General features: G+C 36.1%; 19 protein-coding genes. 14 read left to right on the top strand and 5 right to left on the bottom strand.

The window, feature by feature from the left end:
* Position 1 precedes the first annotated feature (1 nt).
* The 11 genes from FB551_RS05555 (at position 2) to FB551_RS05605 (ending at position 10,254) form a co-directional block, all read left to right on the top strand.
* Positions 2-778 (top strand): polysaccharide deacetylase family protein, encoded by a 777-nt coding sequence (locus FB551_RS05555; RefSeq protein WP_142015825.1) that lies wholly within the window; start codon positions 2-4, stop codon positions 776-778.
* Positions 775-1,872, top strand: a complete 1,098-nt coding sequence (locus FB551_RS05560; RefSeq protein ID WP_047430748.1) for a glycosyltransferase family 4 protein — start codon at positions 775-777, stop codon at positions 1,870-1,872. The genes FB551_RS05555 and FB551_RS05560 overlap by 4 nt, the downstream gene beginning before the upstream one ends.
* A 246-nt stretch (positions 1,873-2,118) precedes the next feature.
* Positions 2,119-2,976 (top strand): ATP phosphoribosyltransferase, encoded by an 858-nt coding sequence (gene hisG / locus FB551_RS05565; RefSeq protein WP_142015828.1) that lies wholly within the window; start codon positions 2,119-2,121, stop codon positions 2,974-2,976.
* Between the two features lie 249 nt (positions 2,977-3,225).
* Positions 3,226-4,500: a histidinol dehydrogenase gene (hisD, locus tag FB551_RS05570; protein WP_142015830.1), complete on the top strand. Its 1,275-nt coding sequence runs from the start codon at positions 3,226-3,228 to the stop codon at positions 4,498-4,500.
* 333 nt (positions 4,501-4,833) lie between these two features.
* Entirely contained in the window at positions 4,834-5,859 is a 1,026-nt protein-coding gene (gene hisC / locus FB551_RS05575) for a histidinol-phosphate transaminase (protein ID WP_142015833.1), read from the top strand.
* 151 nt (positions 5,860-6,010) lie between these two features.
* Positions 6,011-7,105, top strand: a complete 1,095-nt coding sequence (gene hisB / locus FB551_RS05580; protein WP_142015836.1) for a bifunctional histidinol-phosphatase/imidazoleglycerol-phosphate dehydratase HisB — start codon at positions 6,011-6,013, stop codon at positions 7,103-7,105.
* 2 nt (positions 7,106-7,107) lie between these two features.
* Positions 7,108-7,686: an imidazole glycerol phosphate synthase subunit HisH gene (hisH, locus tag FB551_RS05585; RefSeq protein WP_142015838.1), complete on the top strand. Its 579-nt coding sequence runs from the start codon at positions 7,108-7,110 to the stop codon at positions 7,684-7,686.
* 2 nt (positions 7,687-7,688) lie between these two features.
* Entirely contained in the window at positions 7,689-8,411 is a 723-nt protein-coding gene (hisA, locus tag FB551_RS05590) for a 1-(5-phosphoribosyl)-5-[(5-phosphoribosylamino)methylideneamino]imidazole-4-carboxamide isomerase (RefSeq protein WP_142018074.1), read from the top strand.
* Positions 8,404-9,156: an imidazole glycerol phosphate synthase subunit HisF gene (hisF, locus tag FB551_RS05595; protein WP_142015841.1), complete on the top strand. Its 753-nt coding sequence runs from the start codon at positions 8,404-8,406 to the stop codon at positions 9,154-9,156. Before hisA ends, hisF begins: the two co-directional genes overlap by 8 nt.
* The gene (hisIE, locus tag FB551_RS05600) at positions 9,153-9,740 is read left to right on the top strand and encodes a bifunctional phosphoribosyl-AMP cyclohydrolase/phosphoribosyl-ATP diphosphatase HisIE (RefSeq protein ID WP_142015843.1); all 588 of its coding nucleotides are present in this window, start codon (positions 9,153-9,155) and stop codon (positions 9,738-9,740) included. Before hisF ends, hisIE begins: the two co-directional genes overlap by 4 nt.
* An 88-nt stretch (positions 9,741-9,828) precedes the next feature.
* Positions 9,829-10,254: a hypothetical protein gene (locus FB551_RS05605; protein ID WP_047430734.1), complete on the top strand. Its 426-nt coding sequence runs from the start codon at positions 9,829-9,831 to the stop codon at positions 10,252-10,254.
* Between the two features lie 77 nt (positions 10,255-10,331).
* Here the strand turns inward: FB551_RS05605 and FB551_RS05610 are convergent, their stop codons facing one another.
* The 5 genes from FB551_RS05610 to rpmI form a co-directional block, all read right to left on the bottom strand.
* Positions 10,332-11,501 carry a M28 family peptidase gene (locus tag FB551_RS05610; RefSeq protein WP_142015845.1) on the bottom strand — a complete coding sequence of 390 codons (1,170 nt, stop codon included), beginning with the start codon at positions 11,499-11,501 and terminating at the stop codon, positions 10,332-10,334.
* 197 nt (positions 11,502-11,698) lie between these two features.
* Complete coding sequence (locus FB551_RS05615; protein ID WP_047430731.1) at positions 11,699-12,874, bottom strand: M28 family peptidase; 1,176 nt, start codon at positions 12,872-12,874, stop codon at positions 11,699-11,701.
* A 61-nt stretch (positions 12,875-12,935) separates the two neighbouring features.
* Positions 12,936-14,117: a M28 family peptidase gene (locus FB551_RS05620; protein WP_047430729.1), complete on the bottom strand. Its 1,182-nt coding sequence runs from the start codon at positions 14,115-14,117 to the stop codon at positions 12,936-12,938.
* 344 nt (positions 14,118-14,461) lie between these two features.
* Positions 14,462-14,806: a 50S ribosomal protein L20 gene (gene rplT / locus FB551_RS05625; RefSeq protein ID WP_002979659.1), complete on the bottom strand. Its 345-nt coding sequence runs from the start codon at positions 14,804-14,806 to the stop codon at positions 14,462-14,464.
* A gap of 117 nt (positions 14,807-14,923) precedes the next feature.
* Complete coding sequence (gene rpmI / locus FB551_RS05630) at positions 14,924-15,121, bottom strand: 50S ribosomal protein L35 (protein ID WP_034694453.1); 198 nt, start codon at positions 15,119-15,121, stop codon at positions 14,924-14,926.
* A 1,132-nt stretch (positions 15,122-16,253) separates the two neighbouring features.
* Between rpmI and FB551_RS05640 the strand changes: the two genes are divergently transcribed.
* From FB551_RS05640 to FB551_RS05650, 3 genes are all read left to right on the top strand, one after another.
* Positions 16,254-18,722: a tetratricopeptide repeat protein gene (locus tag FB551_RS05640; protein WP_142015848.1), complete on the top strand. Its 2,469-nt coding sequence runs from the start codon at positions 16,254-16,256 to the stop codon at positions 18,720-18,722.
* Between the two features lie 61 nt (positions 18,723-18,783).
* The gene (locus tag FB551_RS05645) at positions 18,784-20,991 is read left to right on the top strand and encodes a histidine kinase (protein ID WP_142015851.1); all 2,208 of its coding nucleotides are present in this window, start codon (positions 18,784-18,786) and stop codon (positions 20,989-20,991) included.
* A gap of 2 nt (positions 20,992-20,993) precedes the next feature.
* A complete protein-coding gene (locus FB551_RS05650) occupies positions 20,994-21,623 on the top strand; it encodes a response regulator transcription factor (protein ID WP_142015854.1) in 630 nt (209 codons plus the stop codon).
* The last annotated feature ends 43 nt before the right edge of the window (positions 21,624-21,666 follow it).

Below are 21,666 nucleotides of genomic sequence, written 5' to 3' on the forward strand. Positions count from 1 at the left end.
AATGGTTTTATTGAGTTTTGACATTGAAGAATTTGATATGCCATTAGAATATAAGGGTGAAATTCCCTTTGAAAAGCAGATTTCAATTTCACAGACAGGATTAGAGAGAATTCTCGATATTCTTAAAAAACATAATGCCAAAGCTACTTTTTTTTCAACAGTAGTTTTTGCAGAAAACAGCAGACCTCTTATTGAAAGATTGTTAAATGAAGGCCATGAGCTGGCTTCTCACACCTGGTTTCATTCAGAATTTGAAGAGAAACACCTCAAAGAATCAAGAGAGAAACTGGAAGAATTATTTTCTACAAAGGTTACCGGATTAAGAATGCCGAGAATGATGCCTGTAGACGAAAAAGAAGTGGAAAAAGCAGGATATTCTTACAATTCATCCATCAATCCGACCTTTTTGCCGGGAAGATATAACAATTTAAAAGTATCCAGAACGTATTTCAAAGAAGGAAATGTAACGCAGATTCCGGCTTCGGTTTCTCCTAATTTCAGAATTCCTCTGTTTTGGTTAAGTTTCCATAATTTTCCTTTATTTTTCTACAAAAAACTGGCTTTGGACAGTTTGAAAAAAGACCAATATCTGAACATTTATTTCCATCCGTGGGAATTTGCAGAAATTAAAGATGAAGCCTTTAAACTTCCTGGATTTACTGTAAAAAACTCAGGAAAAGAGATGGTAGAAAGGTTTGATTCATTTGTAGGTTGGCTGAAAGAAAAAGGACATACATTCGGTACATTTCAGGAATTTCAAAAACAGATACAACGATGAAGATTGCCTTTGATGCAAAACGGTTTTTCCACAATACATCCGGTCTGGGAAATTACTCGAGAGATCTTGTAAGAATCCTTTCTGAATATGAACCGGACAATGAATATCTGTTGCTCAACAAGAACAAATCGGAGAGGGGAAAAGAGATTCTGGAACGCCCTAATGTTCAATTTATTGAAACCTCAAAAGGGAATTTATCACGCCAACTGAAAATGGGTAAAGATGCCCAAAAACAGGGAGCCGATATTTTCCATGGATTATCCGGTGAACTTCCTTTAAAATGGGATCCAAAACCTATTAAAAAGGTGGTAACCATTCATGATCTGATTTTTGTAAGATATCCGCAGTATTATTCTTTTTTTGACAGAAAGATTCATTTCTGGAAATTTAAAAAAGCGGCTGATTCAGCTGATAAAATTATTGCTATTTCGGAACAGACCAAAAGAGATATTATCCAATATTTAAAAGTTCCTGAGACTAAAATTGAAGTCATTTATCAGGGATGTCATCATGCTTTTAAAGAACAGCAGTCTCCGGAATTAATGGAAGCCGTAAAGGAGAAATTTAAGCTTCCCGAAAGATTTGTGCTCAATGTTGGAACCATTGAAGACCGCAAAAACCTTTTGAATGTTGTAAAAGCAATCAGCGGAACAGAAATTCCATTGGTTGTGGTGGGAAGAAAAACCAAGTATTACCAGAAAATAGAACGTTTCCTGAAAAAAAATAAAATGGAAAAGCAGGTGCTCTTCCTCGAAGGAGTTTCTATGGATGAACTGGCTTGTCTCTATAAACTGGCAGATATTTTTGTCTATCCGAGTTTCTTTGAAGGCTTCGGAATCCCTGTGATTGAGGCGCTTTTCTCCAAAACTGTTGTGGTGACAAGCAATACAAGTTGTCTGCCGGAAGCAGGTGGAAAAGACTCTGTCTATATCAATCCGGATAATGATCTTGATATTAGGGCCAAACTCAAATTTCTTTGGGAAAATGAATCAGAGAGAAAACGCCGTGAGGAAAAGGGTTTCGAGTTTGTTCAGAAGTTTAATGACGAGCCCATTGCAAAACAGTTGATGAATTTTTATCAAAAATTAATCTGAAAAAACTTTGCATTTTAAAAATAAATCCTACATTTGCATCATAATTCAAACAATGAAACCAACTTTTTTAGCATTACATCATTATCATCATCATCTCTGCTAGACGGAATTGATTGATATAAGTATATGCTAAAATCAAAAATAATTAAAACCGTCTGAGTAAATAGACGGTTTTTTTGTTTCCTGAATTCTCCTCAGAAATTTCAACAGATCAGTTTTTATTTGCTCAGACCCAAAAAAGGCAAAATGAGTAAATTAAAAATTGCAATCCAGAAAAGCGGCCGGCTTTACGAAGAATCTCTTCAGCTTCTCAAAGACTGCGGAATCTTCGTCAACAACGGGAAAGACCAGCTCAAAGTTTCAGTAGATAACTTTCCGATGGAAATCATGTACCTCCGGAATTCAGACATCCCTCAATATCTGGAAGACGGAGTGGTGGATGTTGCCATTGTTGGTGAAAATCTTCTGATTGAAAAAGGTAAAAATATCAAAACAATCCAGAAGCTTGGGTTTTCAAAATGCCGTGTTTCACTGGCTGTTCCCAAAGAAGTAGAAACCGATGAGCTTTCTTATTTTCAAGGCAAAAAAATTGCCACTTCTTATCCCAATACCCTTAAAAACTTTTTAGAAAATCAAGGAATTGTATCTGATATCCACGTTATTTCCGGTTCTGTAGAAATCGCTCCCAATATCGGTCTGGCTGATGGAATATGTGACATTGTCAGTTCCGGAAGTACCTTATTCAAAAACGGATTAAGGGAAACGGTTACTTTGCTGAAATCGGAAGCTGTGCTGGCTCAAACACCCCGGTTATCATCTGAAAAAGAGGCTGTTCTTGAAAAACTGGTCTTCAGGATCAAAGCGGTTTTAAAAGCAAAAAATTCAAAGTACATTCTGATGAATGTTCCCAATGAAAAGATTCAGAAAGTATCAGAAGTACTTCCTGTATTAAAAAGCCCTACAGTTATTCCTCTGGCAGAAGAAGGCTGGAGCAGTATTCATTCTGTGATTGATGAAGAACGTTTCTGGGAAGTCATTGATGAACTCAAAGAAAATGGCGCTCAGGATATTTTAATCATTCCAATTGATAAAATGGTTATATAAAGAATCTAACAATCATTAAGGTGATAACGTGAGTTGAAGAATGATAATATTGGTTAACGCAAAGGCGCAATGAAAATGAAAACAATACTGTTTTAAGGCGCAAAGATTTTATCTACGATAAAATTGAATACGTGTATCAAAAAAAATAGCAATTAAAATAGCTGAATAATATAGCTTCAGCTATGATCTTAATGAAACTTAACAACTTAAAAGGATCTTAATGGTTCAAAAAACTTTTAAAATAGTACAATGAAAATATATAAATTTCCCACAAAAGACACCTGGAAAGACCTGGTAAAACGTCCTGTTTTGGAGAAGAAAGAAATTTCAGGGCTCATTACAGAAATTTTTGCAGAAGTTGAAAAAAATGGTGATAAAGCTTTAATAGAATTCAACAAAAAGTTTGATAAAGCAGAAACCCAAAGCATAAAAGTTTCTGATGCCGAAATTCAAGGGGCAGAAAAACAGATTAAGGAAGAATTAAAACAAGCCATTCAACAGGCGAAAGAGAATATTTCAAAATTTCACGCCTCTCAAAAACAGCAAATTCAGAAAATTGAAACCACAAAAGGTGTAGTGTGCTGGCGTGAAAATCGTGCTGTAGAGAAAGTTGGGATTTATATTCCGGGAGGAACGGCTCCATTATTCTCTACTGTATTGATGCTTGCAGTTCCTGCAAATCTTGCCGGATGTAAAGAAATAGTTCTTTGCACGCCACCGGATAAGAATGGAAATGTTAATCCCGCAATTCTTTATGCAGCAAAGCTTTGCGGCGTTTCGGAAATATTTAAAACGGGAGGAGCTCAGGCCGTTGCAGCAATGACTTTTGGAACAGAAAGCATTCCTGCTGTTAATAAAATTTTTGGACCTGGTAATCAGTTTGTAGTAGCAGCTAAAGAATACGCCCAGCGTTTTGGGGTTGCGATCGATATGCCTGCCGGACCTAGTGAAGTTCTTGTAATTGCAGATGAGCAGGCTGTTCCTGAATTTTGTGCGGCAGATCTTCTCTCTCAGGCAGAACATGGAAGCGACAGTCAGGTGGTTTTTATTACGACAGATCTTAAAGTGTTTGATGAAACAATAGAATGTGTTGAACAGCAAATCAAAGAATTACCCAGAAATGAATTTGCAGCTCAGGCATTGGAAAACAGTTCTTTTATTTTAGTGAATTCTGTGGAAGAAGCTCTTGAATTTAGTAATCTTTATGCACCGGAACACCTTATTCTGGCGATTGATGATTTTGAAAAATATATTCCGGAAGTTCAGAATGCAGGATCTGTTTTCCTTGGAAACTATTCCTGTGAGAGTGCTGGGGATTATGCCAGCGGAACCAATCACACGCTTCCTACCAATGCGTATGCAAAGAATTACAGCGGGGTGTCACTGGATAGCTTTGTGAAAAAAATAACATTCCAGCAACTTTCAAAAGAGGGCCTTCAGAATCTAGGAAAAACCATAGAGCTTATGGCAGAAGCAGAAGGTCTGTTTGCCCACAAAAATGCAGTTTCCATAAGATTAAAATAATAAATGTTGGAAAAAGTAAAGACGCGAGAAGGATATAATTAGAGTGTTTTTTAAGACGCAAGGATTTTATCTCCAATAAACTTAAATAATGCATATAAAACACAAAATAAAATTCAAGCCCTTGCTGAAAATCTTAGATTTTCTCGCGCCTTAAAAAAAGCAAGAATTAAAAAACTTTGCGCCCTTGCGTTTATCCAGAAAAAAGAATTTGAACCATTAAGAAAATAAAACTTTTAAGTAAAATTAAGCCTCAAGTACATTTGAATTTAGCGCACTGCTTAATAACTCAATTCATCTTAATGGTTTAGAATAATTAAAATGAAAAACAATACAATGAAAAATAACAGTATCAAAACTCTGGTAAGAGAAAATATATTACAACTACAGCCCTACGTCAGTTTCAGGGACAATAACGAATTTAATGCACCTGTCATGCTGGATGCGAATGAAAGTCCTTTTGGGGATTACAACCGTTACCCGGATTCTACCCAGAAAAGGCTTAAAAGCAAGCTTGCAGGACTTAAAAATGTTGTGCCCTCACAGATTGCCATAGGAAACGGAAGTGATGAGCTGATAGACCTTATCATTAAAATTTTCTGTGAGCCTAAAAAAGATGCCATTCTGATGATGAATCCGTCCTTTGCGATGTATGGTTTCTATGCAGCGATCAACGAGAATAAGGTTTTGAAAATAGATCTGGATGAAAACTTTGAAATCGTTAAAAATGATTTTTTAAAGACAGCAGAAGATCCTTCACTGAAGATTTTCTTTTTATGCTCACCTAACAATCCTACCGGAAACAGTGTAGCCGATATTGAATTTTATCTTCAGAACTTCAACGGAATTGTGGTAGTAGATGAAGCTTATATCGAATTCTCAGGACAAAAATCAAGTATTCAACTTTTGAATCAATATTCTAACCTGATCGTACTGCAGACATTTTCCAAAGCATGGGGAATCGCGGGCGCAAGGGTAGGAATGGCTTATGCATCAGAAGAAATTATTAATCTTATTAATATTGTAAAAGCACCTTATAACGTGAATGTACTGAGCCAGGAGCTTATTTTAAAGACATTGGAGGATGAAAACAAGCTTCAGGAAAATGTAAACCGTATTTTGGAAGAGATAACGTGGCTGAAACGGCAGTTTGAAGGAATTGCGTGTATTTCGAAAGTATTTTCAACAGATGCGAATTTCTTTCTGATCAGAATGGAAAACGTTGATTCAGTGTATGCAAAAATGTTGGAAGAAGAAGTTTTAACCAGCAGAAGAGATCCGGCAATTCCCGGATGTATCAGGATCAATGTAGGAAACCGAGCAGAAAATGAAAAATTAATTAATCTTTTAAAAGGAATATAAGATGTAACCATTAATAAAGAGTGTGTTATAAGAAAAGTTAAGATTCAGGATGAATAAAATACAAGCTAAATTAATAGCTTCAGGTATGTTCTTACTACTTCTTAACCACTTAAAAAAGCTTAATGGTTAAAAAATAATTTATAAAAAACATATGAAAAAAGTACTTTTTATAGACCGCGACGGAACGTTAATTATCGAACCGCCCACAGATTTTCAGGTAGATTCTCTGGAAAAACTTGAGTTTTATCCGGGAGTTTTTCAAAACTTAGCAAAAATTGCCAGTGAACTGGATTACGAATTGGTGATGGTGACCAATCAGGATGGATTGGGAACGGAGAGTTTTCCCGAAGAAGATTTCATAAAGCCACAGGAAAAAATGCTGCAGGCATTTGAAAACGAAGGCATCATTTTTAGTGATATTTTAATTGATAAAAGCTTTGAGTCCGAAAATCTTCCCACCAGAAAACCAGGAATTGGAATGCTTGGAAAATATATCTATGGTAATTACGATCTTGAAAATTCCTATGTAATTGGTGATCGAATTACGGATGTACAACTTGCTAAAAACCTTGGTTCTAAAGCAATTTATCTTAATCAAAACTTCAATACTGAATCTGAGCTGTCTGCTTCAAAATGGTCAGAGATTTATCAGTTCCTAAAATCAGGAATGAGGAAAGCCAAAGTATCCAGAAAAACCAATGAGACCGATATTGAAATTGAAGTCAATCTCGATGGAAACGGAAAGTCAGATATCTCAACCGGGCTTCACTTTTTCGATCACATGCTGGACCAGATTGCCAGACACGGCAATATGGATCTTAAGATTAAAGTCAAAGGTGATCTTGCCGTAGATGAGCACCACACGATTGAAGACACAGGAATTGTGTTGGGAGAAGCTATTTTAAAAGCATTAGGAAAGAAAAAAGGGATTGAGCGGTATGGTTTCCTGCTTCCGATGGATGACTGCCTTTCTCAGGTGGCTATTGATTTCGGAGGAAGATCATGGCTCGTTTGGGATGCTGAATTTAAAAGAGAAAAGATAGGCGATATGCCTACGGAAATGTTTTTTCACTTCTTTAAATCCTTTACAGATTCTTCAAAATCGAATCTGAATATCAAAGCAGAAGGTGATAACGAACACCACAAAATTGAATCCATTTTTAAAGCCTTTGCAAAAGCCGTTAAGATGGCAGTGAATCAATCAGATACTAATTACAGCCTGCCTTCTACAAAAGGAAGTTTATAAATATGATCGCTATAATAAAATATAACGGAGGAAATGTAAACTCTGTTCAGAATGCCCTCAACAGGCTTAAAATAGATTCTGTGATCACCGATGATCCTGAACAGATTTTAAAAGCAGATAAAGTGATCTTTCCCGGCGTGGGAGAAGCTTCCTCCACGATGAAACTGCTGAAGGAAAAAGAACTTGATCTATTGATTCCAAGCCTCAAACAACCGGTTTTAGGGATATGCCTGGGCATGCAGCTGATGTGTAAAGGAAATGAAGAAGGAGATACCGAAGGAATGGGGATTTTTGATATCAATGTCAGAAAATTTCCGGCAAAGGATATTGTTCCACACATGGGTTGGAATACGCTTTCAGAACAGACATCGCCATTATTTTCAGGAATAGAAAAGAATAATGATTTGTATTTTGTTCATAGTTATTATTGTGAGCTTTCAGACTTTACCACATCTGTTTGTGATTATATCCTGCCATTCAGTGCATCTTTGCAGAAAGACAATTTCTATGCGGTACAGTTTCACCCTGAAAAATCAGGACTGGTGGGAAATCAGATCGTTAAAAACTTTATAAATTTATAATGATGAAAATAATTCCGGCTATTGATATTATCGACGGGAAATGTGTCCGTCTATCAAAAGGAGATTACAATACAAAGAAAATATACAATGAAGACCCTGTAGAAGTGGCCAAAGAGTTCGAAAGCTTCGGGATTCAATACCTTCATTTGGTGGATCTTGACGGAGCGAAATCAAAGCATATTGTCAACCAGAAGGTTCTGGAAAATATTGCCAGGTCTACTGCTTTGGATATTGACTTTGGAGGAGGGCTAAAAACTCAGGAGGATATTGAAACAGCCTTCAATTCCGGGGCAAAACAGATCACTTTAGGAAGTATTGCGGTACAAAATCCTGAATTCTGTTATGGAATGATTGAAAAATATGGAGCTGAGAAGATCATTTTAGGGGCAGACTGCGAAAACAGAAAGATTAAAACTTCCGGCTGGCTGGAAGAAAGTAATAATGATGTCATTGACTTTATCCTTCAGTATCAGAAAAAAGGAATACAATCCACAATATGTACTGATATTGCAAAAGATGGGATGCTGGAAGGGCCTTCAACTGGACTTTACATTGAGATTTTATATAAAACATCCGTTCAGCTGGTAGCAAGCGGTGGGATCTCAGGCATCGCTGATGTCTATAAAATGAAAGATATCGGATGTGCGGGGACAATTATCGGAAAAGCAATTTATGAGGGAAAAATAAGCTTACAACAACTTCAAAACTTTATTGAAAATGCTTAAGAAAAGAATTATTCCATGTCTGGACATTAAGGATGGAGCAACGGTGAAAGGAGTCAATTTTGAAGATCTTAAAAATGCCGGAGATCCCGTTGAACTGGCCAAAAAATATGAGCTGGAAGGAGCTGATGAGCTTGTTTTCCTGGATATTACGGCAACTATTGAAGATAGAAAAACATTTGTAGAGCTGGTAAAAGAGATTGCTAAAGAGCTTAGTATTCCTTTTACAGTAGGAGGCGGAATTTCGTCTGTAGAAGATGTAAGAAAGCTTTTGGAAGCAGGAGCAGACAAGATCAGTATCAATTCCTCAGCGGTGAAAAATCCAGGGCTTATTTCTGATCTGGCCAAAGAATTCGGAAGTCAGTGTGTGGTGGTAGCGGTGGATACAAGACAGGTGGGAGGTAAAGATCTTGTTCATATCAAAGGCGGAAGAGAAGCTACGGAACTTACTACTCTGGAATGGGCACAGGAAGCAGCACGTTTGGGAGCAGGAGAAATTCTATTAACTTCCATGGATGGTGACGGCACAAAAAACGGTTTTGACCTTCGCATTACAAAGCTCGTTTCAGACAATATCAGTATTCCTGTGATTGCTTCAGGAGGTGCGGGTACTGTGGATGACTTTGTTAAAGTATTTAATGAAACAAAAGCTACCGGGGCATTGGCAGCCAGTATATTCCATTTTAATGAAATAGGAATTCAGGATTTGAAACAACAGTTAAAAACTCAAAAAATAGAAGTACGATGAAAATAGATTTTAATAAAGATAAAGGACTTGTTCCGGTAATTATCCAGGACAGCAGAACGTTGCAGGTTTTGATGCTGGGCTACATGAATGAAGAAGCTTTTGAGAAAACAAAAGCAGAGGGAATTGTTACTTTTTTCAGCCGCTCCAAAAACAGACTCTGGACAAAAGGTGAGGAATCCGGGAATTTCTTAACCGTAAAAAGTATTAACATCGACTGTGATCAGGACACCATTTTAATTAAAGCTGTTCCGAAGAATGTAGTATGTCATACAGGAAGTTTCAGTTGCTTTGGAGAAAAGAATGCCAAAGGGTTTCTGTATGAACTGGAAGAAAAGATCTCTCAGAGAATCGATACCAAAGCTGAAGGATCTTATACCTATTCACTTTATCAGAGAGGTATCAATAAAATGGCGCAAAAAGTAGGTGAGGAGGCCGTAGAATTGGTAATAGAAGCTAAAGATAATAATGAGGAGCTCTTTAAAAATGAAGCTGCAGATCTTCTGTATCACTTTTTAATCTTATTGAAAGCCAAAGGATTTTCAGTGGAGGAAATTGAAGAGGTTCTTAAAAGTAGAACTCAATAAAAATTAACTCGCTTTTTGATTGTGAGACAAAAATTCCTTCGGTAAATGAAAAACGTTATTTTAAGATCAGAGAAATAAACCTTAAAATATGATTGATGAGTTACAGAAAGCTAAAGATTTAATGGATAACGGGCAATATATGCCCGCTGTGGAAATTTTACAGAATATCAGAGAGTTACCTGTAAAATCTGAAAAATACAGATTGTTATTCATGTCATACTGTTGGTGTAATTTAGGAGAATATCAATGGTCTGTTAATATTGCCAATGATTTATTACAGAAAGATAGGCACAATGAGTTAGCTTCCCAGATAAAGTATTTGTCCTATTGTGGGCTTAAAGATTTTGATAGAGCCTTAGAAGAAATTATACGGTTTTTGTCATTGAATGAAGCGGATCTGTATAAAATAACTCTGGAAGAGTTATTATCAGATATCAAAAATGGCTTTATTAATGAACAGACTATTATTTCTACAATAAAAAAACTCGCATTAAAAAATAACTGTTTGAAGTAAAAATATTTAAACACGCTCTTTTAAAATAAAACAGCAGGAATAGCCCTGCTGTTTTTTAATATAATCTGATTAATATCTTATCTTTCAATCATAATATTCTTCACAAGAGTTTCATCACCTACTTTCAAAACTCCAATATACACTCCGTTCTGAAGGCCGGAAACATTAATCTTTCTTTCATTATTGACTTTCAAAAGTGATCTTCCCAAAGAATTGCTGATTTCAAAACTGAAGTTGGTTTCCTTAGAATCCGGTAATTCAATATTCAGAATATTATTAGCGGGATTAGGATAGATTTTTACAGTTTCCAGTAAATTTTTAGAAGCGGGTTTACTCATAGTAGTAGAAGCGCTTGCAAAATGCTGTAATGCACCCACGGTTGCCTTTCCGATCTTGTATACATAAACAGGATCCATATTAGTAAAGGTATCTTTAGAGCTGTGAGGATAAGTACTTCTTATTCTTTCAAAAAATCCGGTAATTACTTCACCTTTCTGTTCAAAAGGAATATAATCCGTATCGGCAGCCGGATCTACGGCAGTCAGAAGAGTAGAGTAGAGTGCTGTGCAATTTCTCAACTGTTGGGTAACAGCTGCAGAAGCTGCATTATTACTGGAAACACCTCCCTGGTCTTCATCACAATATACCGTTGTATTATTATTTCCTTTCACACCGCCCACCTGATCCAGATTGAAGACCAGTTTGATATCCAGTTTGCGGACGCCTCCCTGGTATACCACATTGTTCACATAATGGCTGCTTCCCTTTAATCCTTGTTCTTCACCGGAAAAATGAATGAATTTTATAGAATATTCTGTAGGAACATTTTTCAGAATCCTTGCAGCCTCAAGGATAATAGAAGTACCACTGCCGTTATCATTTACTCCCGGACCATAGATGGTATCGAAATGCCCGCAGATGATAACATATTTGTTAGGATACAGTGTTCCGGTTTTGGTAATGATTAAATTTTTAGAGCTGGTACTTCCAAAAGTAAAAGGACTTTCTTCTATCTGGCTGGCAGTATAGCCGTAAGAAAGATACTTGTTTTTGATCCAGTTCAGCGTATTGGTATTGGCTGCTGAGCCTGTGGTTTTTACGCCTAAATTACTAAACTCCTGGAGATTTGTGGTGATATTGGTCTGGGTAACCAAATCTGCTCTGTCTTTATAAGCCTGAATAAAAGTTTGAGCCGCAATACTCTGAATCATCAATGCAGAGCATAAAAGTGTTGTGAATTTTTTCATATAAATAATATTATTTGGTAACACGAATGTAGTAAATAAATCACAATAAAGTGTTTAATAGTTTAGATTAATATTGTATTTATTATGAATATCATATTAGTTTTGATGAAGCTTTTGTGAATATTGCAATTGGGATAAAGATAAAAACCTTTGAAAAAATTCAAAGGTTTAGGTATTATAGAGGCTTATAAATTGTATTATTTTTCGATCATCACCTTTCTAACGACCTTTTGATCTCCGGTTTTTAAAATTCCGATATATGCTCCGTTTTCCAGACCTGAAACATTAATTTTTGTTTCATTGTTTCTCTTGAAAATAGAACGTCCCTGGAAATCCGTAATTTCAAAAGTGAAATTTTTAATTCCAGAGTCCGGAAGTTCAATATTGATGATCTCTTTTGCCGGATTGGGATAGATTTTTATATTTTCCAACGTGTTTTTCCCTGTGGTTTCATGCGTTCCCAATGTGCCGGTGGCAACAGCGAAATGCTGCAATGCTCCCACAGACGCTTTTCCTATCTTGTAAATATAAACAGGATCTGTATTGGCAAAAGTATCATTCACTGTATGCGGGTAAGTACTTCTTATTCTTTCAAAGAAACCTGTGATCACTTCGCCTTTCTGTTCAAAAGGAATATAATCCGTGTCTTCAGCGGGATCTACCTCTGTCAGAAGAGGAGAGTAGAGTGCTGTACAGTTTCTGAGCTCCTGAGTTACAGCAGCAGAAGCGGCATTATTTGTTGAAAGTCCACCCTGATCTTCATCACAGTAAACGGTATTGTTATTATTTCCCATCACACCGCCTACCTGATCCAGATTAAAAACAAGTTTAATATCTAAAACACGGACCCCACTCTGATAAGCTACATTGTTGACATAATGTTTACTTCCCAGAAGCCCTTGCTCTTCTCCGGAAAAATGAATGAATTTTATAGAATATTCCGTCGGAACATCTTTAAGAATCCTTGCTGCTTCAAGAATAATAGAAGTTCCGCTTCCGTTATCATTGATCCCTAACCCTGTAATACTATCAAAATGTCCACAGATAATTACATATTTATTAGGATACACTGTTCCTGTTTTAGTAATCACCAGATTTTTAGAGCTGTAGCCCCCTAAAGTAAAAGGGTCTTCCACAATTTGGCTGGTAGTATAGCCATAGGAAAGGTATTTGGTTTTAAGCCATTCTAAAGCATTGTTATTGGCTGGAGTACCTGTTTTTTTTACTCCTAAAAGAGCAAATTCCTGAAGGGAAGTTGTAATATTGGTCTGGTTGACCATATCTGCTCTGTCCTGATAAGCCTGAATAAAACTCTGGGCTCCAATAGTTTGAATAGCGATAGAAGCCAGTAAAAAAGTAGCGATTTTCTTCATTGTATAGAGTAATGCTGAATATTCCCGAATGTAAACCAGATTCAGAATATTCTACCTGACATTATTTAGTAATGATTATTTTTTTTGTTGTATTTCCTTTATCTGTTGTAATAGTAAAGGTATACACCCCGTTTGTTAATCCTGAAGTATTTATTTTCTCCTGGTTTTCAAGGGATAAAACAGTATTTCCTGACATGTCATTGACTTCAACTTTGAATTGCTTTACTTTCTCCTGAAATTCCACGGTTACAAGATCTTTAGCCGGATTAGGATAAACTTTGATTGTCTCACCAGATTTTTGCACGGATGTTTCGTTGGTACCTAACAGGTTACTGGATGTAGATGCAATAGCAAAATGCTGTAAGGCTCCCACAGCAGCTTTTCCTACATTAAAAACATAGACAGGGTCCAGATTGGCAAAAGTATCACTTACCGTATGCTCGTTTTCACTTCTCAAGTACTCGTAAAACCCGGTAATGGTATATCCCTTGGCTTCAAAAGGCATATAATCTGAGCTGTAAGCATATGAAAGATTAGTCTGAAGAGGAGAGTAAAGGGTAGTACAGTTCATCAGTTCCTGTGTTACAGCAGTAGAAGCTGCGTTGTTGGAAGATACACCGCCGGTATCTCTTTCACAGGTAATCGTATTGTTGTTATTCCCAATCAGTCCACCTACCTGGTCAATATTTAAGACCAATTTGATATCCAGAACCTGGCTGCCGTTCTGATACGCTACATTATTTACATAATGATTACTTCCTACAAGGCCCTGTTCTTCTCCGGAAAAATGAATAAACTTGATAGAGTATTCTGTGGGAACATTTTTTAATATTCTTGCTGCCTCCAGAATGATGGACGTTCCACTGCCATTGTCACTTACTCCGGGACCTACAATCGTATCATAATGTCCACAGATAATAACATATTTGTTAGGGTATACAGTTCCCGTCTTGGTAATAATTAAATTTTTTGAAGTACTGCTTCCGTAGGTAAAAGTATCTTCAGACATGTTGTTTACAGTATATCCGTAGGACAGATATTTGTTTTTAAGCCAGTCCAGAGCATTGTTATTGGCTGTTGTACCTGTCTTTTTTATCCCAAATCCTGCAAATTCCTGAAGATTTGTACTGATATTGGTTTGGGTTACCATATCTGCTCTGTCCTTATAAGCTTGAATAAAACTTTGCGCACTCATATTTTGAAGCGCCATTGAAGTGAGCAGAAAAGCTGCAGCTTTTTTCATTTTTGATACTTTCTTTAGAGATTGCTAATATAGCAATAAATCATCATTTATTGTTGATTATTAACTGGAATAGCGTTTATTTGCTTGATTTATCAATAATAATTTATCTTTTTATTAAATTTATTATTGTATTAGATTAAAATTCGCTAAATGAATAAAATTTAGGTAAATTTTTCTTTATTATTAAATATGTTTAATGATACATTCATCTTTTGTGAATGCTATCTCATAAAGTTTACTGTTGATATGGCAATTAGAGTGGGATTGACCTATAACAAATTGTATATAACAAAAAAATCCCGGGAAAACCCGGGACTTATATTGATAACAAAATCTATTCTACATTATTTTACTTGATCTACAACAGCTTTGAAAGCTTCAGGGTGATTCATTGCTAAATCTGCTAAAACTTTTCTGTTAAGTTCGATGTTGTTCTTTTTAAGAGCTCCCATAAATTGAGAGTAAGACATTCCGTGCTCTCTAGTTCCCGCGTTGATACGAGTGATCCAAAGTGCTCTGAAATTTCTCTTTTTCTCTTTTCTACCACGGTAAGCATATTGCATTGCTTTTTCTACCGCGTTTTTAGCTACAGTCCAAACGTTCTTTCTTCTTCCGAAATAACCTTTAGCGTGCTTAAAAATTTTCTTTCTGCGAGCTCTTGAAGCTACGGCATTTACTGATCTTGGCATAATTTAAATTGTTTTTTTGAAAAGGGCGGCAGTGTTATTGCTCTTATTTGCACCGTTTCAGGGTTAAAATTGTGAATTTGTTTGAATTCTTATAAACCGAATATAGATTTATAAAAACTACTTAATTGCTAATTGACGTTGAACGCTTTTCTCATCCACTTTAGCTACGTAAGAAGTAGACGTAAGATTTCTCTTCTGCTTAGTTTCTTTCTTAGTTAAGATGTGGCTTTTGTAAGCGTTTTTTCTTTTGATCTTACCTGTTCCAGTAAGAGCAAAACGTTTCTTAGCACCTGATTTCGTTTTTAATTTTGGCATTGTTTTGCTTTTTTATTGTTTTTGTTATCAATATCTGTTTTGGCTACTCCTAAAGACATTAGGAATAATAGTTTGCAAAGATAAGAAAAAAATCAATTCGAAGGGTTATAATCTTGATTTTATCATGTCAATAAAAACCGTTTAAGGAAACGGTTCATTAATAAGTTGAGTTCTTTTAATCGAAAATCCACCTGGAAGATATCTTCAAAATCTTGATTTATGACAATAATTAATTAAAAATTCCAGACAATAATAATGTACAGATAGTATTAATTAAATAACAGATGGAATGAAAATATTTATGTTATGAAGAAATATTACTCAAAAAATTATGACAGGATAAAATATACCTGATAATCGGGATTGTAGTATTAGCCGGTTCTCTCTAATATTGAAGATTAACCTGTAAATTTAAACTGTTATGCTTTCATCTGCAGATTTACACCTTGAAAGAGCGTTATTTCTTGCTGTCTTAATTATTTTTTTCGGAGCAGGATTTTTGTGCACGTTGATTAGTTTCATTATCAATTTTATACAAAAGAAAGATAAAAAAGGAGTGTATTACCTTCTTATATTTCTTATTTCCGGCCTTATCGGAGTGGTCTTAACAGCATTTTATTGTTACATGATCCTGTTTGAACAGGCTGAAATCTATATGCCATAAAAAGAAGATGCAATGCAGTATAATAAAATGGAATAGACTAAAAACCACTGATATCAGGGATGTTTTTGCACAGTCTCTATTTTTATCTTTGACTCAAAAATTGACCAGGATAAAACGGTGTAAAACCTTTCTCTCAGATCAATAGTAATTATAACTTTTATAGCTTTCTTTTTCACACCCAATAAAAGATAAATTCTTATTTCGAATAAACACTAAAAAACTATGGGTAAAAACACTAGCCAAATAAAATGGAGTGAAGGAGAAGCTGTAAAAGTAATTTAGATGAGTCTCATTTTAGTAATTTTCACCCATTGTAAGAATCCTGAAAAAACAAATTTTAAGAATTACCTGAATATACTTAACAACCCTTCTTTAGATCACCTTTTCATAAAATAGTATTATTTAATTTCACAAAATCATTGTAACAGGAAATGCTGTAATGCTTTTCCGGCATGATAAAATGAACGTATGGCACACCGGATTTATTTATACAATTACGATCAAAAATCAAATCAGACATTCAATAGCTACCTGGGAGAGTGGAATTATGAAATTCCCTTATTGCTGTATCCTTTGCTGGCACAAGACATCAAAGTGGAAGGCGTTGAATTTTTCTCAGATAAAAATCAGGGCATTGTTCAGTTGCGTTATTTTTTCAATCTGCTGGCAGATATCTATCAGCTGCATTACAAGAAAGCTTATTACGAACCTGTAAATAAAATGTTTGAGTTCCTGGAAGCTTTACCGTATGACACTTTTGTATTGAATGCAACAGACGTTTTCAATATGAACGAAGAAAAACATAAGGCGCAGGCAAAGGAATGGCTGGTAGAAATTCAGCACAAAAACAAACTGTATAAAAAAGCTGTGGAATCTCAGAAACTTTCGCTGCTGGATTCTTTGTTGCCGCAGACGGGATATTCTTCATTTCTCGAAATTTTAGAAACTGACTGGATTAATTACGGATTGGGATATTTTGAAGAGCTAGCCTATAAAAAAGCTGCATCTACGACTTTCGAAGAAAACGGAAAGTTTGGTCTTAAAGATGCGAAAGGGGGCATTTTAGCTCCGGCAGTTTATGATGATATTTTTGAAGAAGATTATCATTACGGTATATCGGTAATTCAGAAAGGAACATTGTTCGGTTACCTGCAAAGTGACGGAAAAGAGTGGGTTTCTCCGGTATATGAAGAGGCTTTTGATGTATTCGATTTTGGACAGGAACCTTTAGGCGAAGTGAAAGTGAATGGCAAATCAGGGATTTTAAAAATCCATTCAAACACATGGATGGTACCTGCGGAATATGATGCTATTGAAAGAATAGCCTATGGATTCTTTAGCATAGGAAAAGATGGAAAGTTTGGAGTTTACAGCGATAAAAACGGACTGATTATTCCTGTTGAAAGTGAAAGCCCTTTTGAGTACGATTATTTCCCCGAATTATTTTTCGCCAGACAAAAAGGCACAGGCAAACGAAAATATTATACGAAAGAAGGAAACTATCTGGGAGATTTTTTAGAAGGAAGTATCTCAAAAGCAAGTACCTGTTTCTGGATTAAACCGAACAAGTTTAATAAGAAAGGCAGGTTGATTGATAAAAAAGGCCAACCTATCATAGACGAAGCGGATCAGCTGATTTTAATCGATAATTTTGAAACCCTTGCTGTTCGTAAAGACAAAAACTGGAAGATTTATCATGCTTTAAAACATCGCTTCCTGTTAGAAAATGAATCTATCAGTAAAGTAAGAGCAGAATCCAATGGCGGATATAAAGACAATGTGTTCATTCTGGAAACCAACAGAGGGTCAGGGCTTTTTGATGCCGGTAATGAAAGTTGGCTCATCGCTCCCCAACCGGAAATTAAACAGATTCACTATCTGGAAAATGGATTTTTATCAGTCCGGAAAAACAATGGGTATCAGTTGTTTGATTTTGAGAATGGTCTGTCGGAGAAATTATATGATTATATTTCTAATCCTTTGAATTACAGAACGGAAGAAGGTTTGTTGTTTCTGTATCAGGGTGAAAATATGTTCAGAATGCATGAGGATAAAAGTATTCATCGGGTAGAAATTTCCGGATATGGGGCTATTTATCTGGACAGGTATTCATTCCGGGGAAAGGATCTGGAATACTTTACTGGCTTTTATAACCGTTGGAAAAGTCAGGCTGGTAAAGACGCTGAACAGTTCATGGAGGCCGAAACCATTAAAAAAATGGCTTTTGATGCAAGAGAAAATCAAAATTACCACGAAGCACTTCGTCTGTTTGAGTTATCTGCTCAAAAAGGGGATATGGATAGTCTGGTGGAAATAGGACTACTGCTTACCGATCCTGAAATAGAATCATTATTTGATCCGCAAAAAGGTATCAGATATTACGAAAAAGCGGCACAACGAAACCATCCTGTAGCCTGGAACAATATCGGGGCTTTATACCACAACGGTATAGGGTATTCTTTTAATATCAAAAAAGCAATTCAGGCCTATGAGAAGAGTGCTGAACTTGATGATGAAATGGCACTTGTCAACCTGGGTGATTTGTATTATTTTGGAGAACATGTGCTGCAGGATTACAATAAAGCTTTGGATTTTTATCAGAAAGCTGAGAAAAAATACACCTACAATTACGATAAAATCTCAGAAATCTATTATCAGTTAAGAGATTATAAAAACCTTTTGGTGTACTTAAAGAAAGACTATGATCAGTCATATTCAGGTATTTATTACGGCATTATCTACGAATTGGGTATGGGAGTAAAGACAGATCTGAAGAAAGCCATTAAGTATTTTGAACAGGCCAATACTTACAGTGCCTATGAATATGCAACCCAACGTTTGATATATTACTATGGTGAAGATCCGGTCTTTAAAAATGAAAAGAAATATCTGAAATGGAGATCTTTTGCAGAAAAGCATGGCTTCGAAATAGATTAGCAGGGATTTACCTATATTTACTTTCCTTAATGGAATGCAATTTAATAAAGATAAGGATTTGATGCACAGGTTATTACTTATAATTACTTTACTTATTTGTTCGTTTTTTGCTCAGGCACAGGAGGTTTTAAGCAAATTAGAAAGAGAATACAGCCATGCATCAGACAATACGATTGAACAGCTCAACCTTGCTCCCAAGTACGCTACAGCTTTATTCTTTCATAATCTTAAGCCAAAATCTTACCAGATTTTAGATATTAATATTTCCCTTGCTACAAGGCAGACGGATGGAAAGTATGCTACAATTTTATATGCGGTGCAGGCCATGAATTATCGGCTGGATAATAAAATAGCTGAGTCTTCAAAAAGTCTCGATATGGCAAAGGCATACAGCTTTAAAACAAATAATAATGAGGCTAAAGGCTATTTCAATTATGCAAAAGGCTGGATTCTCACCCGAAACAATAAAACAACTGAAGCCGTTACTGCCTATTTAAAAGCGATTGAATATTATGAAAATGCTCCAACGACTTCCACACTGTACGGAAGGTTTGGCAACGTAGCAAAAGAACTGTCTGCGATTTACTCCAATCTTAATGAATACCAGCTGGAAGAAAAATACAGTAAGCAGTTTCTGGTGCTGGCATCCAAACAGAATGATCCCAATCTTATATTCGACGCCTATATGCGGATGGGTTATGTGTATGAACAAAAATACACTGAGAATCCTTCCAATACAGAGTTGAGAAATAAAACAGAGCAATATTATCTGCAGGCAATCACAACGTTCAACAAAAATAAAAACAGGATGCTCAACAGGAGCAGTCTTTCCTATGCAGCCATCAACCTGGCGAATTTATATACTGAATTTGACAGTGGTAAGGCCATGCAATATGCGCAGTTAGCCAATACAGTCAGTCTGGAAATTGGTGATCCCATTCACATTGCTTCTTCTTTTGGAATTTTGGCAGAATTGGCCTTACAGGATAAAAATTATGATTTAGCCAAGTCATATTTTCTAAAAGCTTCCATGGAGATTGGAAAAAGTCCGGTAAGAGATCATAATATCGAATTGTCCATTCTTGAATCTTTATCCAGAATCAGTGAAGAGCAGGGTAATTACAAAGAAGCTTTGACCTATTATAAAAGCTATGTTGATCAATACAAAAGTGTTTACGACCAGGAAAAACTGGATATCACCAAAAGATTGGAATCACAATTTGATAAAGAACGGCAGGAGCAGAAATACATCAAACTGCAGCTGGAAAGTGACAAGAAAGCCCAGGAAATTAAGCTGATCAATATTTTGCGCGCGCAGCGTGAACAGGTCTACAACAACTTAAAACTGGTAGAAGAAAACCAGCGTGAACGACTGAAATTTTCAGAACTCGAGTCCGAGAAAAAAGAACAGCAGCTTCGTTTGGCAAAACTGGAAACCCGGCAGAAGAATAACGATATTAATACCTTTAAAAAGTTACTGGCATTCAAGGAAAAGATCAATACCTACTACATTTCTTTTATTATATTTTTCATTGTTTTGATCCTCTTATTGCTGTATGCCTATAAACAGCGTGCTAAGTCCATTAAACGGAGAGATGAACTGCATGCTTTAGCCATGGAACAGGAGAAACAAAACTCGAAAATATCTACGCTTACCGCATTGCTTGAAGGGCAGGAGCAGGAGCGTGGCCGTCTTGCCCGTGATCTCCATGACGGATTGGGAGGTCTGCTTTCCGGTACGAAGCATCAACTGTCTTATTTAAATCCTGATCAATCTGAAAATATAGAAGAAGGAATCTCAAAATCAATTGAACAGATCGATGGTGCTGTAGAAGAACTAAGACGGGTGGCACATAATTTAATGCCTGATTTATTAACAAAATACGGTCTGGAAGTAGCCATTCAGGAGTTTGCTTCCCGAATTTCCAATCATGCTCTGGAAATCCATACAGAGTTTATCAATTACAGCAATTCCATATCGAAGGAAAAGCAGCTGGTTATTTACAGAATCATTCAGGAGCTGGTTAACAATGCTATAAAGCATGCTGATCCTTCTGAAATTATTGTTCAGATAAGCGAAGAAGACAATCTGTTAAACCTTACCGTAGAGGATAACGGAAAAGGCTTTGACCATACAGGCTTAGACGTTAGAAAAACAGCGGGTTTTCATAATATTGAACTTAGAGTCCAGTTTTTAAAAGGAACTATGAATATCACTTCAGAATTACATATTGGTACGAGTATAGAACTTCAAATCCCTATTCATTAAACATGATAAAAGTAGCCATAACAGACGATCATCCGCTTCTATTGGAAGGACTTAAAAATATTTTAGGAAACAGTGAAACAATAGATGTGGTAGATTGTTTCAAAAACGTCTCAGAAATGAATGCAGGCCTTGCAAAACAGGCAGTTGACATTTTGTTGCTGGACATCAATCTGGTAGATACCAACAGCATTGAACTCATCAAACCATTAAAGAAAAAGTACAGCGGCCTTCAGGTTATTATCCTGAGTGTTCATAATGAGCTGCCCGTCATCAACAGTACTCTGGCTGAAGGTGCTCTGGGATATATTCAAAAAAATGCTTCGGTTTCCGAAATCCTTGAAGGAATTACCACAGTATATTCCGGTAACAGGTTTTTATGTTCTCAAACCAAAGCTGTTCTGGATAAAAAAACAATGGGTGGATTAAGTCAGGTTCCGAAACTGACACGAAGAGAAAAGGAAATTCTGGGTGAAGCAGCAAAAGGACTTACCACCAATCAAATGGCAGAAAAGCTTTTTATAAGTCCGCACACCGTAGAAAGCCACCGGAAAAATCTGATAGAAAAATTTCAGACTTCTAACCTGAGTTCAGCCATAAAATTAGCGATAGAATATGGTTTGATCATCGAATAAAACAATTATCTAAAAAAAGGCCTGCTTACATCGTAAAAGCAGA

It is taken from the genome of Chryseobacterium aquifrigidense (genome assembly GCF_006716485.1).
Taxonomy (GTDB): domain Bacteria; phylum Bacteroidota; class Bacteroidia; order Flavobacteriales; family Weeksellaceae; genus Chryseobacterium; species Chryseobacterium vietnamense.

Coding starts and splice junctions, on each gene's coding strand:
- FB551_RS05555 (WP_142015825.1), top strand. CDS start 2: ATGGTTTTATTGAGTTTTGACATTGAAGAATTTGATATGCCATTAGAA.
- FB551_RS05560 (WP_047430748.1), top strand. CDS start 775: ATGAAGATTGCCTTTGATGCAAAACGGTTTTTCCACAATACATCCGGT.
- hisG (WP_142015828.1), top strand. CDS start 2,119: ATGAGTAAATTAAAAATTGCAATCCAGAAAAGCGGCCGGCTTTACGAA.
- hisD (WP_142015830.1), top strand. CDS start 3,226: ATGAAAATATATAAATTTCCCACAAAAGACACCTGGAAAGACCTGGTA.
- hisC (WP_142015833.1), top strand. CDS start 4,834: ATGAAAAATAACAGTATCAAAACTCTGGTAAGAGAAAATATATTACAA.
- hisB (WP_142015836.1), top strand. CDS start 6,011: ATGAAAAAAGTACTTTTTATAGACCGCGACGGAACGTTAATTATCGAA.
- hisH (WP_142015838.1), top strand. CDS start 7,108: ATGATCGCTATAATAAAATATAACGGAGGAAATGTAAACTCTGTTCAG.
- hisA (WP_142018074.1), top strand. CDS start 7,689: ATGAAAATAATTCCGGCTATTGATATTATCGACGGGAAATGTGTCCGT.
- hisF (WP_142015841.1), top strand. CDS start 8,404: ATGCTTAAGAAAAGAATTATTCCATGTCTGGACATTAAGGATGGAGCA.
- hisIE (WP_142015843.1), top strand. CDS start 9,153: ATGAAAATAGATTTTAATAAAGATAAAGGACTTGTTCCGGTAATTATC.
- FB551_RS05605 (WP_047430734.1), top strand. CDS start 9,829: ATGATTGATGAGTTACAGAAAGCTAAAGATTTAATGGATAACGGGCAA.
- FB551_RS05610 (WP_142015845.1), bottom strand. CDS start 11,501: ATGAAAAAATTCACAACACTTTTATGCTCTGCATTGATGATTCAGAGT.
- FB551_RS05615 (WP_047430731.1), bottom strand. CDS start 12,874: ATGAAGAAAATCGCTACTTTTTTACTGGCTTCTATCGCTATTCAAACT.
- FB551_RS05620 (WP_047430729.1), bottom strand. CDS start 14,117: ATGAAAAAAGCTGCAGCTTTTCTGCTCACTTCAATGGCGCTTCAAAAT.
- rplT (WP_002979659.1), bottom strand. CDS start 14,806: ATGCCAAGATCAGTAAATGCCGTAGCTTCAAGAGCTCGCAGAAAGAAA.
- rpmI (WP_034694453.1), bottom strand. CDS start 15,121: ATGCCAAAATTAAAAACGAAATCAGGTGCTAAGAAACGTTTTGCTCTT.
- FB551_RS05640 (WP_142015848.1), top strand. CDS start 16,254: ATGGCACACCGGATTTATTTATACAATTACGATCAAAAATCAAATCAG.
- FB551_RS05645 (WP_142015851.1), top strand. CDS start 18,784: ATGCACAGGTTATTACTTATAATTACTTTACTTATTTGTTCGTTTTTT.
- FB551_RS05650 (WP_142015854.1), top strand. CDS start 20,994: ATGATAAAAGTAGCCATAACAGACGATCATCCGCTTCTATTGGAAGGA.